Genomic DNA, 12,422 nt, shown 5'->3' with positions numbered 1-12,422 from the left:
TGAGTCACTCACGGCGTGGGGGCGCGACGTGTCCGGCGGTTGTGGGCACTCGTCTTACGGACGCGCGGCGGACCGGTCCAGCGGCGTTTTGGCGCGTCACGAAATTTTGTCCGCGCTGTTGCGCGAACGTGTCTTGACTCGGGTGCGGCGCGGCGTAACGCGGCGCGGGCGTGCGCTCAGGGCTTCTTCGGCCCGCCGTTGACGAGATCGAAGAGGCGCTGCTCGGTGGCGTCCTTGGGCGCGGTGCCTGCAGCGGGCGCGAGGCCGGGGGCATCATCGGGGCGGGCGCGCCGGACGCCTGGGCGATGAGCTGGCGCGCGGCGGCGGCGTTGGTGCCGGTGGGGAAGCGGGCGAGGTAGGTGTTCCAGGCTTCGATGGCCTTGGCGGGATTTTTCAGGTCCTCGAGGTAGAGGCCACCCTGGTTGAAAAGGCTGAATTCGTGCTGCGGGTTCATGCGCTGGGCGAGTTCGTATTGCGCCAGGGCGTCCTGGGGGCGGCCGGAGAAGCGGTAGGCGTTGCCGAGGTCGGTGCGGACGTCGGCGTCGTCGCTGCCCTGGCGGATGGCGGACTCGTAGCGGCGAATGGCCTCGGGCCAGTTCTGGTGGTCGTAATAGAAATTGCCGAGGGCGCGCTCGGCCTGGGCGGGTGGCAGGCCGGCGGTGAGGTCGGCGGGCGGCGGGTGGTTCAGGTCGGCCGGCATCGCGGCGCCGGCGGCGATCGGGGTTGCGGCGCTCCGGGCGGCGCGCTCGAGCTGCGGGCGCAGGGCCAGGTAGGTGATCGTGGAGCCGAGCAAGGCACCGACGATCCCGACCATGATGAACGGGAACCAGAACGACGGTTGCGCGGGCGGCGGCGTGGTGGACGGCTTGGCCATGCGGGAGAGGATGCGCAGGCCGCGCGCGGCGTCGAGCGCGCGCACGCGGCGTGGCTTGCGAAAGAATTGGCGTCGTTTGCGCCGGCGCCGGGGTGCGGCGCGGTGTGCAACGGCCCTGCGACGAGCGGGGCGGGCTAGAGGGCACCCGCCCCGGCTTCAGGCCAGCAGCGCTCCGCCGACCGGGGCGAGCCGGGCGGTGAAGTGGCGCAGGAGCTCGGGCGCCTCGACGAGCTGCACGCCGCGGATGCGCGACCGCAGGCCGTGCACGTGCAGCAGGACCTCGGCGAGGTAGTCGACGTGGCTCTGGGTGTAGACGCGGCGCGGGAAGGCGAGACGCACGAGTTCCATCGGCGCGGGTTTCTCCGTGCCGTCGGGCTGGCGGCCGAACATGACCGAGCCGATCTCGACCGAGCGGATGCCGCCCTCGAGGTAGAGCGCGCAGGAGAGCGCCCAGGCGGGGAACTCGCTTTGCGGGATGTGCGGCAGCATGGCACGCGCGTCGACGTAGATGGCGTGGCCGCCCGGCGGCTGGACGATCGGGACGCCGGCGGCGGTGAGCTTGTCGCCGAGGTAGGCGACGGAGCGGATGCGGTATTCGAGGTAGTGCTCGTCGAGGACCTCCTTGAGGCCGATGGCGAGCGCCTCCAGGTCGTAGCCGGCGAGGCCGCCGTAGGTGGGGAAGCCCTCGGTGAGGATGAGGTTGTTGCGGCACTTGGCCGCGAGGGCGTCGTCGTTGAGCGCGAGGAAGCCGCCGATGTTCACCAGGCCGTCCTTCTTCGCCGACATGGTGCAGCCGTCGACGTAGCTGAACATCTCGCGCGCGATTTCGGCGGGCGTGCGGTGGGCCTGCCCGGGCTCGCGCTGCTTGATGAACCACGCGTTCTCGGCGAAGCGGCAGCAGTCGAGCAGGAGCGGGACGCCGTGGCGGCGGCAGAGGGCGGCGGCGGCGCGGATGTTGGCCAGCGCGACCGGCTGGCCGCCGCCGGAGTTGTTCGTGACCGTGATCATCGCGAACGGCACGCGGCCGGCGTTTTCGACGAGGCAGCGCTCGAGGGCGGCGAGGTCGATGTTGCCCTTGAACAGGGCGACGAGCGACGGCTGCGTGGCTTCGGGGCAGCGGAGGTCGACGGCCTTGACCCCGAGCGCCTCGAGGTTGGCGCGGGTGGTGTCGAAGTGGGTGTTGTTGGGCACGACCTGGCCGGCGGTGCAGGCGCTGGAAAACAGGATGCGCTCGGCGGCGCGGCCCTGGTGGGTGGGGATGATGTGCTTGAGGCCGGTGAGCTCGCGGACGGCGGCCTCGAACTTGAAGAACGAACGCGCGCCGGCGTAGGACTCGTCGCCCTGCATCATGCCGGCCCACTGCTGGGCGGACATGGCGCCGGTGCCGGAGTCGGTGAGGAGGTCGATGATGACGTCCTCGGCCCGGAGCTTGAAGAGGTTGTAGTCCGCGGCGACGAGGGCGGCGACGCGCTGCTCGCGTGTGGTGAAGCGAATGGGTTCGACCGCCTTGATGCGGAACGGCTCGATGATGGTCTGGAAGGGCATGGCGGGGTTTTTGCCCCGAGGATTCCACGCGCGTCAGGCCCCGGCCAACGGAAAGTGAATAAGCCTTTTGGCCTAGCGGCGCCGCGGCGGGTTCGCCCAAAGAAAAGGCCCCGCGAAGGCGGGGCCGGGCGCGCGACGCGGGCGGGATGGTTACTGCAGCGCGATGCCGTAGCGCTGGAGCGCGCTGCCCTCGAGGCGGTAGAGGGCGGTGTAGGAATTGCGCAGGGCGACCTTGGCCTGGAGCTCGTTGACCTTGGCGGTCTCGAGGTCGTTCTGCACCTGAAGCACGCGGTAGGAGGTGGAGAGGCCGGCGTCGAAGCGGGCGCGCTCGAGCTCGTATTGCTTCTCGCTCAGCTCGCGGGCTTGGGCGGAGATCTTGACGCTCTCGGCGTTGGTCTCGACGGCGCGGACGGCGGCGCGGACCTGCACCTCGATGTTCTGCTCGAGAGCGCGGACGCCGACTTCCTGCTGCGTGACGGCGGCGAGGGCCTGGCGGTAGCGCGCGCGATCGGCCTTCTGGCCCCAGGGAGGCTGACGCTGAGGTCGAGCTGCCAGGAGGTGCTGTCGCGGCCGAGGGCGCTGTCGATGGCGTTGGCGTTGCTGGTCGAGGGGAAGGAGTTGAAACCGACGGCGCCGCCGACGCTGACGTCGGGCAGGCGGTTGCTCTTGGCGACGCGGGCGTCGAGCTGGAGCTGCTCGAGCGCCATCTTGGCGACGAGGTAGTCGGGCTGGTGGCGCTTGGCGGCGTCGAGCGAGGAGGCGAAGGTGGGCAGCGCGGGGGCGGCGTCGGGCAGGCTCACGCGGCCGAGGGGGCGTCGAGTTCGAACTGGCCGATGAGGGCGAGGAGGGATTCCTCGCTGTCCTTGACGGACTGCTGGGCGAGGAGGACGCCGCGGCGGGCGTTGGCGACGCCGACGTCGGCCTGGAGGACGTCGAGGTCGGTGGCGACGCCGGTCTGGCGGCGGGTCTTGGCCTCGTCGAGGAGGCGCTGGGCGAGCGCGAGGGTGAAGTTGCGGACGTCGAGCTGCTCGCGGGCGAAGGCGAGGGCGTAGTAGGCGTTCTCGGTGTTCTGGATGACGTTGAGGACGCTGGCCTGGTAGGCGAGGTGGGCGCGTTCGAGGCCGATCTTCGTGCGCTGGATGGGGGCGCGGTTGACCTCGAGGCCGGCGCCGGCGAGGAGGGGCTGGCGCAGCGAGACGGTGAGGTCGGCGTTGTAGGCGGGGTTGACCGCGGAGAGGTAGGAGGTCTCGGTCTTGTCGAGCTTGGTGCTGACGGAGGCGGTGGTGCCGGTCAGGAAAACCTCGCTCACGCTGAGGCGGGTGTCGCCGGTCTTGACCTTGGTGCCGAGGGTGGTGCCGGTCTGCGCGGTGCGGGCGACGCCGCGGGAGGTGCTGAAGGAGAAGCTCGGGAGGTTGGCGCTCTGGGCGATCTCGATCTGGTCCTTGGCGATCTGTGGGTCGAGGCGATCGGCCTCCAGCGTGAAGTTGCGTTTCAGCGCGCGCTGGATCGCGTCCTCGATGGTGAGGGTGCCGGCGGGGGCGGCGGTTTGCGCGACGAGGCTCGCGGCGGTCGCGAGCAGGGCCGAGGTGGCGAGGGCGAGGCGGCGGAGGTGCATTCGAAAATCAGGAGATGGGAAGGAGGACACGCGGACGGCGGGAAAGTTGGCGGATTCTGCGGGTGATACGCGCGGGCGCGGGCAATCCCTGTGAATTTGCGCGAATATGCCGACCGGGGCGCTCGGGGCAGGAGGATTGCGGGCGGGCGGTCATGGGACGGGATAGACGGTGGCGCGGGCAGGGAGTTACGCCCGCCGGGTGATAAGACGCACGGGCGAACCTGGGAAAAAACAAAGGGCGCAGCAAGACTGCGCCCTCGATGCGGTGACTGCGCGGGCGCGACCGGTCAGGGCGCGGCGGTCTTGGCCGGCGCGTGCTTCTTCAGCTCGGCTTCGACCAGCGCGGAGAGCACGGCGCTCTGGTTCGCGGCGGCGGTGTATTGAGCGAGCTGCTTCTGCACCTCGGCGAAGCGCGGGTTGGCCTGCGAGACGTCGGGCAGCTTCTTGTCCGCGACGAAGGTGAACACGCCCTTGTCGCCGGTGGCGACCATTTCGGAGACCTCGCCCTTTTCGAGCGAGGCCTGGAGCGCGCCGTAGGCAGCGTAGGGCAGGTCCTGCGGGGGCTGGCGGAGCGAGAAATTCGCGTAGGTCTTGACCTCGAGCTTGTCCGCCTTGGCGGCGGCCTCGAAGTTGCCGGCCTTGGCGGCGGCCTGGAGCTTGGCGCGGAGGGTCTTGCCGGCCTCGACGAAGCGCTTGCGCTTCTCGGATTCCTTGTAGTCGGTGGCGACCTTGTCCTTCACCTCGTTGAGCATCGGCTTGTAGCCGGGCAGGGTGTCGTTCCAGAGGAACACGACGTAGCCGTCGGGCGAGGGCACCGGGTCGGAGAAGAAGCGGTCCTTGGTCAGGCGCGTGATCTGCTCGGCGTAGTTGCTGACCCACGGGCGGTCGGCTGGCGGGGCGTCGAAGGTGAAGGGCGCGAGCGCCACGGCACTGCGGTGCTGGGCGGCGATGAGCGCGGCGAGCTCGGGCGAGTTGGCGGCGGCCTTGCGCTCGTAGATGGCGACGGTGAAGTCGTTCGCGGCCTTCGAGGCGCGGTTGCGGCCGGCGAGGTCCTTCATGGTCTGCTCGACCTGGGAGCGGACCTTCGGGAAATTGTCGGTGGCCTTCGCGGCGTCGGCGGCGAGCGCGACGGCGGGCTTCTTGTCCTCGGCCTTGGCGGCCTCGGCGGGGACGGGGAAGCGCTCCTTGTTCGCCTCGTAGAACGCGCGCATCTCGGCCTCGCTCGGCGGCGTGGGCGGGAGGAACTCGGCGGTCTTGAACTCGACGAGGCTCAGCTTCGGGCGGGCGGGCACCTCGTAGCGAAACGCGTTTTCGTCGAAAAATTTCTGGAGCGCGACGTCGTTGACCGTCACGCCCGCGTCGAAGGACGCGTAGTCCCACGCGGCGGTGACGAGGGACCAGGTCGCGTCGGAGCGCTTGAGCTGCTCGGCGACGTCGCCGGGCAGCACGTAGCCGGGGCCGGAGACGATCTTGCCCAGGGCCTCGAGGCGGGCGTCGTCGCGGAAGACGCGGTTGGCGTCGGCGATGGTGAAGTCGCGCGAGGCCTTGAGGCTGTCCTCGAACTGCTTGTAGCGGGTGGCGTTGAAGGCGCCGTTCTCGTCCTTGAAGGCCGGGAGGTCGGCGATGAAGGCGCCGAGTTCCTTCTCGGTCGGGGCGGGGACGTGGAGCTCGTCGGCCAGGGCGAGGCCGGCGATGCGGCTGAGCGAGTATTCCTGGAGCTGGGCGCTGCTGGCCTGGAAGGCGCCGCGGAGCTGGGCGGAGAAGTTGCCGTCGCGGAACACGCGGCGGGCCTCCTGCTCGTTGCCCAGATTGTGGCCGAAGAACGGCTGCTCGAGCACCTTGTTGCCGGCGCGGCCGATGCCAGGCGCGGCGCCGATCGTGAAGATGAACGAGATGATGGTGACGCCCAGCAGCACGGCGAAGACGGTGCGGAAGTGCTTCTGGAAGTAGGTTTGAATCCAGGAAATCATGGAATGGAAACTGAAGTCGCTAGGCGCCGCGGGGAGGGCTGTCAACCGCGGGTTCGGGGCGGGGTGGATCGGGCCGGGGCCGGCCGGAATCCGGATCAGAAGCGACCGCGCGGCGCGGGGGCGAGTCAGGCGTTCGCCGACACGATTTTGCCTCAGAATACGATTGGCCCGCGCGCGGCGGCGGCTAGCAAGGACGCATGGTCTCCCAGGACACTCCCTCCGCGCGAAACACCGTGCGCCTGTGGGCGCGCGTGACGGAGTGGACGTTGAACCGGATCACCGGGCTGCCGAAGAGCGGGCGCACGGGCGCGCTGGTCTGGATCGGCCTGTTCCTGGTCGGGATCGGCTTCGTCGACTACGTGACGGGCACGCGCGTCTCGATGGGCTTCTTCTACCTCGTGCCGGTGGCGCTGTCGGTGGTGTGGCTCGGCCTGGCCGCTGGTTCGCTCGCGGCCTTGGCGAGCTGGGCGGTGCGCATGGCGGCGGACCTGACCGACGCGCCGCAGTCGATCCACGAGACATGGCTGTGGTGGAATTCCGCCTCGGCGCTGCTGACTTATTTTTCCGTGATCTGGATCCTGCACGCGCTCATCCAGCTCCACCGGCAGCTGGAGCAGCGTGTGCAGCAGCGCACCACCGAGCTCGAGCGCGAGACGCTGAAGCGCCAGCAGGTGCAGCGCGAGCTGCTGGAGCTGAGCGAAAGCGAGCGCAGCGCGATGGGGCGCGAGCTGCACGACCAGCTCGGGCAGCATCTCGTCGGGACGGCCATGGCCGCCCAGGTGCTGGCGCATCGCCTGCACGGGCGGGACGAAAGCGGCGCGCGCGAGGCGCGCAAGATCGCCGACCTCGTCGAGCAGGGCATCGCGCAGACGCGCCAGCTCGCGCGCGGGCTGCTGCTCGAGCGCGTCGAGCCCGAGCGGCTGAAGTCGGAGCTGGAGGAGCTTTGCGCCGGTCTGCGGCAGCAGTTTCCCGCGGTCGAGTGCGTGGCGACAGTCGACACGCCCGCCGAGCTGCGCGACGCCTCCCGTGCCGCGCAGGTGTTCCGGATCGCGCAGGAGGCGCTGCGCAACGCCTGCCGGCACAGCGGGGCGAAGCGCGTGGCGCTGACCCTGCGCGCGGAGCACGGCGACCTGCTTGTGGTGGTGGAGGACGACGGGCGCGGCCTGCCGCCTCAGGAGGAGCGCAGCGAGGGCATGGGCCTGCGGATCATGCAGCACCGCGCGGAGCACCTCGGCTCCGACCTGATGATCAGCGCGCAGCGTGGACGCGGCACGCGCGTGATGTGCCGCGTGCCGCTCGGCGGGCCGGTCCGATTTTCCCATGAAACCTGACGTGGTCCGGATCTTTCTCGTGGATGATCATCCGCTGGTGCGCGAGTGGCTGGAGCAGCTGCTGCGCGGCGAGCCCGGCTTCGAGGTGATCGGGCAGGCGGAGGACGCCGCCGGCGCCCTCGCCGCGATGCGCCCGAATCCTCCCGACATCGCGATCGTCGACCTGACGCTGCGCAGCGGCACCGGGCTGGATTTGATCAAGGACCTGCGCGCGCAAATGCCCACGGTGCAGGTGATCGTGCTCTCGATGCACGAGGAGCTGGCGCAGGTGGAGCGTGCGCTGCGGGCGGGCGCCGCGGGCTACGTGATGAAGCGCGAGTCGACCACGCGCATCGTCGAGGCGATCCGGAGCGTGCGCGGCGGCAATGTCTACGCCAACCCGGAGGTGCTGGCGCGGCTCGCCGAGCGCATGGTGGGGCGCCGCCAGACGACCGGTTCGGTCGACGCGCTCAGCGACCGCGAGCTGGAGGTTTTCCGGCGGATGGGCGAGGGGCATGCCACCAAGCGCATCGCGACCGATCTCGGCGTCAGCATGAAGACCGTCCAGGAGTATCAGGCGCGCATCAAGGACAAGCTCGGCCTCGCCGATGCGGCGGAGCTGATGCGGGCCGCGGTGCGCTGGACCGAGGGCGTGCTGTAGGCCGTCGGAGAACGCCGGACAAAAGGTTCATCTTCAGCCCGACAGACGGGAGGCGCGCCGGGCATTATAGTGGCCGGGCGTGTTGGGTCACCTGCACCAAGCAAGTTAAGGCTAGTCTAGCTAAACCTACGTGCCGCTCGTCCGGGTGTTCAGCCGGGCGAGCGGTCTGCTTTTCGGGCGGGCGAATCGGCGGGCCTGCCGGCGATCAGGCGCCGCCCGGTGCCGCGAAGGGCGCGCGCGTGACCTTCGATTCGAAGCGCCCGAGCAGCTGGTCGAGGGTCTCGGCGCCGATGGCGTCCGGCAGCACGGCGGCGAGGCGGGCGTGGTAGTGCGCGAGGATCGGGTCGACGCTGTCGAGCATCTCGCCGCTGGGCGACTCGCCGTAGTGGACGAAGAGCTGCTGGAATTGCAGCAGCGTCACCTGGTCCAGCGGGCGCGCGGGCTGGTAGCGGTAGTCGTTCGGATCCTTGGCCTCGGCGGACGGCAGCTGGGCGATGAGCTGGAGGTCGCAGAGGCGGTTGAGGCTTTCGTTCAGGACCTGCGACGGCACGCGGATGCGGTGGGCGAGCTGCGTGACCGAGTAGGGTGGCAGGCACTCCTTGAAGCGCCGGGCGATGAGCAGGAGCACGAGGAGCGAGAGGCTCTCGCGGGCAAAATGGTTCAGGCTGTGCCACGCCGTCTGGCTGCTGCGGTAATGGACGTTCTGCACCGCGTAGGTGATCTGGCCGCCGACGAGCACGAAGAACCAGAAGATGTAGAGGCCGAGCATGAGCACGATCGGCAGCGCGACGGAGCCGTAGAGGCTCTTGGAGAGGACGACGCGCTTGAAGTAGAGGAAGGCGAGGGTGTTGTTCAGCAGCAGCAGCGCGGTGACGACGATGGCGCCGACCAGCGCGGCGCTCCAGCGCACGCGGGTGTTGGGGATGGCGCGGTAGAACAGGGTGAGCACGAGCGCGAGGAGCAGGGCCGAGGAGGACGGCAGCATCCAGACGAAGAGCGCCTTGAGGTGGCCGCCGAGCGGGAGCTTCTCGAGGAAGACGCCGATGAAGGTGCCGGCCGAGAGCAGCGTGAACGAGGTGAAGAACAGCAGCGCGCCGAGCGTGATCACGGTCCAGTAGTAGACGATGCGCGTGACCCAGCTGCGGCCGCGGCGCACGCCCCAGATGTCGTTGAAGGTGTTCTCGACCGTGGTGAAGAGCTGCACCGCGATGATCAGCAGCGTGAGCAGGCCGACGGCGCCGGCGGTGCCGGAGCGCGAACTCTCGATGAGGTGGGTGATGAACTTGACTAGCTCGGAGTCCGGCGCGGGGGCGGGCGCGGCTTCGGCAGCGGGCTGGTCGCGGATCGCCGGCGGCGCGCCGTGGTCGGCGGCGGCCTGGTCCTCGGCGAGGTCGTATTGCGAGACCTGCGGGGCGACGAAGCTGATGATGTTGTTCAGGCTGCGCGCGAGGACGACGGGGTCGCGATCGCCGAGAGCGAAGCCGGCGATAAGCACGGCGAGCGCGACCAGCGGGCCGAGGCCGAGGAGCGAGCTGTAGCTGAGGGCGGCGGCGCGGGCGGCGACCTTGAGCTCCTGCAGGCCGGAGATCGTGATCGAGATCACGCGCAGCACGGCGAAGAGGCGCCCCTTGAGCGAGCGGTCGCGCGCGGTGGCGGCGGCCCAGATGTCCGTGTGCCAGAGTCGCTGCAGCCGCGCGGCCAGTTGTTTCAACCCGTTCATGCGCGCACGGCCGCGGCGGTGGCGGCGCTCAGAACAGGTTCATGCCGGCGAGCGCGGCCATGCCGCCGATGCCGGCGAGGAGCGCGACGCCGAGCGGGACGTAGCTGAGGAAGATGGTGCTGAAGTAGAGGCCGGCCGAGCCGGCGGCGAGGGCGACGAGCGCGGTGGGCTGGCCCTGGGTCCAGAGAATGAAGCCGAGGAAGCCGAGGCCGAACACGGCGCGGAAGCGCACGAACGGGTAGAGGCTGATGACGCCGAGCAGGAGGAGCAGGCCGATGAAGAGGTCGAGCGCGCCGAGGAACACGAGCGGCTTGTCGAGGAGCTTGGCGAAGTCCATCGCCGTGAGCGCCTCGAGGCCCGGCAGCATGAGCGCGAGGGCGCTGATGAACATGATGACGGCGGCGCCCTTCGTGCCCCACATGGCGGCCTTCATCATGTCGAGCGACTTGTCTTTCTTGCCCTTGGTGTCGTCGGTCTTGCCCTCGGCGGCGTCGAGGAACTGCTGGACGGTGATGGCGGGGGCCTTGTCGTCGGCCTGGTTGACCGCCTTGAATTCCTTCTCTTTGAAGCCGAGTTTCTTCTTCTCGGGCCAGAGGGCGGCCTTCAGCTCGGCGTTGCTGCCGAGGGCGAGCCACTGCTCGGTGTTCGCGTCGTAGTAATAGGTTTCGACGGTGACCTGGCCGGCCTCGGCGAGCGAGGCGAGCTGGTCGACCTTGAACGGGCCGCGGGCCTCGGCGTCGTTGATGCCGCGGACGTAGTAATCAGGGCCGGAGGAGGGGGAGGCGCCGCTCGACATAGTGGCGCGAATGTTGGGCGCGGCGGAGGGTGCCGCAAGAGTGAATTGGTCCGCGAACGGCCCGGCCGGCTAGTGGGGGAAATCTTACGCGGATTTCAAGAACCCGGCGCGCGCCGCCCGCTCACATGCGCTCGAGCGTGCGCAGGCCGAGCAGGTGCAGGCCGGTCTCGAGCACGATCAGGGTGCGGTGGCAGAGCAGCAGCCGGCGCGCGCGCACGGCGGGGTCGTCGACGATGACCTTGTCCGCGGCGTAGAACGCACTGTAGGCGCCGGCGAGCTCGAAGAGGTAGAGGCAGAGGAAGTGCGGGCGCAGCTGTTGCGTGGCGAGCTGCACGGCGTCGGCGAACTGCACGAGTTTGCGGGCGAGCGCGAGCTCCTGCGGCGTCTCGGGCGCGGAGGCGCCGGCGGTGGGCGGCGCGGCCGGATCGAGGCTGGCCTTACGGAAGATCGAGCGCACGCGGGCGACGGCGTAGAGGAGGTAAGGGGCGGTGTTGCCGTCGAGGGCGAGCATCTTGTCCCACGAGAAGACGTAGTTGCTCGAGCGGTTCTGCGAGAGGTCGGCGTATTGCACCGCGCCGATGCCGACGGCGCGCGCGATGTCGCGGCGCTCGGCCTCGGGCAGCTCGGGGTTCTTCTCCGTGACGATTGCGTAGGCGCGCTCCTCGGCCTCGTCGAGCAGGGCCTTCAGCTTGATCGTGCCACCATCGCGGGTCTTGAGGGCCTTGCCATCCTCGCCGGTGACGGCGCCGAAGGTGACATGGTGCAGCTCGGGCACGCGGTAATTTTTCGCTGCGAACCATTTTCTCACCGTGAGGTAGAGCTGCTCGAAATGGTCAGCCTGGCGGAAATCGGTGACGACGACGATGCCGTCGGCCTGGAAATGCTCGGCGCGATACGCGGCGGTGGCGAGGTCGGTGGAGGCGTAGTTGGAGGCGCCGTCGGCCTTGCGGACGAGGAAGGGCTGCGTCTTGAAGCGCGGGTGCTCGGGATGGAAAACGACGAGCGCGCCCTCGCTCTCCTGCGCGAGGCCGGTGGCGGTGAGCTCGGCGTAGATGCGGTCGACCTTGTCGTTGTAGAAGGACTCGCCGAGGTTGTGATCGAAGCGGATGCCAAGGCGGTCGTAGATCTGCTGGAAGGCGGCGAGGCTGACGTCGGAGAATTTCTTCCACAGCGCGACGTTCTCGGGGTCGCCGTTCTGGAGTTTCACCAGCTCGGCGCGCGCTTCGTCGAGCTCGGGCGAGCCGTCGGGCGTGGCGGCGTGGCCGAGCTTGTAGAGGCGCTCGAGTTCCTCGATCGGGTCGGCGGCGAGCGCGGCGGGGTCGGCCCAGCGCTTGTAGCCGTAGATGAGCTTGCCGAACTGCGTGCCCCAGTCGCCGAGGTGGTTGTCGCGGATGACGCGCGCGCCCGTGAAGGCGAGCAGGCGGCAGATGGCCTCGCCGATGACGGCGGAGCGGAGGTGGCCGACGTGCATCTGTTTCGCGGTGTTGGGCGACGAGTAGTCGACGACCCAGGTCTGGCCGGCGTGATCGGTGGCGGCGCCGGACTGGAGGTGCGCTTCGCTGTCGTAGCGCCCGAGCCAGGCGAGCAGCGTGGCGGGCTTGAGGCGGAAGTTGATGAAGCCCGGGCCGGCGAGCGCGATGTCGAACGCGGCCTGCGTGTCCGCATCCAAGGCGTCGACCACCTGCTGCGCCAGGGCGCGCGGGTTTTGCTTCTCGCGTTTGGCGAAGGTGAGAGCGCCGTTGGCCTGGAAATCGCCGTGCGCGGGATCGGCGACCCGGACCTCCGGCTGAAAACCACGCTCCGCCAGCCCGAGGCGGGTGGCGGCAGCCCGCAGGGCTGCATCAACATGGCTGGCGACGTGAAACGGGAGGTCCATCGGACCATTGAGAAATTGCGCTTGGCGCTGAGCAAGAAGGATTTTCGCGGTGCCA

Annotated in this window: 10 protein-coding genes and 1 pseudogene; 2 read left to right on the top strand and 9 right to left on the bottom strand. The window is 69.5% G+C overall.

What is annotated here, in order from left to right; genetic code table 11:
* Positions 1–4: 4 nt before the first annotated feature.
* The 6 genes and pseudogenes from ACMYLB_RS16080 to ACMYLB_RS16055 form a co-directional block, all read right to left on the bottom strand.
* Complete coding sequence (locus ACMYLB_RS16080) at positions 5–919, bottom strand: tetratricopeptide repeat protein (protein WP_415907975.1); 915 nt, start codon at positions 917–919, stop codon at positions 5–7.
* Between the two features lie 111 nt (positions 920–1,030).
* Positions 1,031–2,419 carry a tryptophanase gene (locus tag ACMYLB_RS16075; protein WP_415907974.1) on the bottom strand — a complete coding sequence of 463 codons (1,389 nt, stop codon included), beginning with the start codon at positions 2,417–2,419 and terminating at the stop codon, positions 1,031–1,033.
* Between the two features lie 150 nt (positions 2,420–2,569).
* Complete coding sequence (locus ACMYLB_RS16070) at positions 2,570–2,974, bottom strand: TolC family protein (protein WP_415911103.1); 405 nt, start codon at positions 2,972–2,974, stop codon at positions 2,570–2,572.
* Positions 2,975–3,066: 92 nt separating this feature from the next.
* Positions 3,067–3,126, bottom strand: a pseudogene (locus ACMYLB_RS16065) (hypothetical protein); the annotation flags it as partial.
* Between the two features lie 89 nt (positions 3,127–3,215).
* Positions 3,216–4,034, bottom strand: coding sequence for a TolC family protein (locus ACMYLB_RS16060; protein WP_415907973.1), 819 nt, complete (start codon positions 4,032–4,034; stop codon positions 3,216–3,218).
* Between the two features lie 287 nt (positions 4,035–4,321).
* On the bottom strand, positions 4,322–6,004 hold the full coding sequence (locus ACMYLB_RS16055; protein ID WP_415907972.1) for a peptidyl-prolyl cis-trans isomerase: 1,683 nt from the start codon (positions 6,002–6,004) through the stop codon (positions 4,322–4,324).
* A 197-nt stretch (positions 6,005–6,201) separates the two neighbouring features.
* Here ACMYLB_RS16055 and ACMYLB_RS16050 point away from each other — a divergent pair, with 197 nt between their 5' ends.
* On the top strand, positions 6,202–7,335 hold the full coding sequence (locus tag ACMYLB_RS16050; protein ID WP_415907971.1) for a sensor histidine kinase: 1,134 nt from the start codon (positions 6,202–6,204) through the stop codon (positions 7,333–7,335).
* Positions 7,325–7,975: a response regulator gene (locus ACMYLB_RS16045; RefSeq protein WP_415907970.1), complete on the top strand. Its 651-nt coding sequence runs from the start codon at positions 7,325–7,327 to the stop codon at positions 7,973–7,975. Before ACMYLB_RS16050 ends, ACMYLB_RS16045 begins: the two co-directional genes overlap by 11 nt.
* A 205-nt stretch (positions 7,976–8,180) precedes the next feature.
* Here the strand turns inward: ACMYLB_RS16045 and ACMYLB_RS16040 are convergent, their stop codons facing one another.
* From ACMYLB_RS16040 to argS, 3 genes are all read right to left on the bottom strand, one after another.
* Positions 8,181–9,695: a YihY/virulence factor BrkB family protein gene (locus tag ACMYLB_RS16040; RefSeq protein WP_415907969.1), complete on the bottom strand. Its 1,515-nt coding sequence runs from the start codon at positions 9,693–9,695 to the stop codon at positions 8,181–8,183.
* 28 nt (positions 9,696–9,723) lie between these two features.
* Positions 9,724–10,491 carry a GYF domain-containing protein gene (locus ACMYLB_RS16035; protein ID WP_415907968.1) on the bottom strand — a complete coding sequence of 256 codons (768 nt, stop codon included), beginning with the start codon at positions 10,489–10,491 and terminating at the stop codon, positions 9,724–9,726.
* Positions 10,492–10,612: 121 nt separating this feature from the next.
* Positions 10,613–12,367 (bottom strand): arginine--tRNA ligase, encoded by a 1,755-nt coding sequence (argS, locus tag ACMYLB_RS16030; protein ID WP_415907967.1) that lies wholly within the window; start codon positions 12,365–12,367, stop codon positions 10,613–10,615.
* Positions 12,368–12,422 lie beyond the last annotated feature (55 nt).

Origin of the sequence: Oleiharenicola sp. Vm1, from assembly GCF_047777955.1 — a bacterium.
GTDB lineage: Bacteria > Verrucomicrobiota > Verrucomicrobiia > Opitutales > Opitutaceae > Didemnitutus.
Note: the sequence above shows the minus strand (reverse complement) of the source record. Positions and strands in the feature narration are given on the sequence as shown.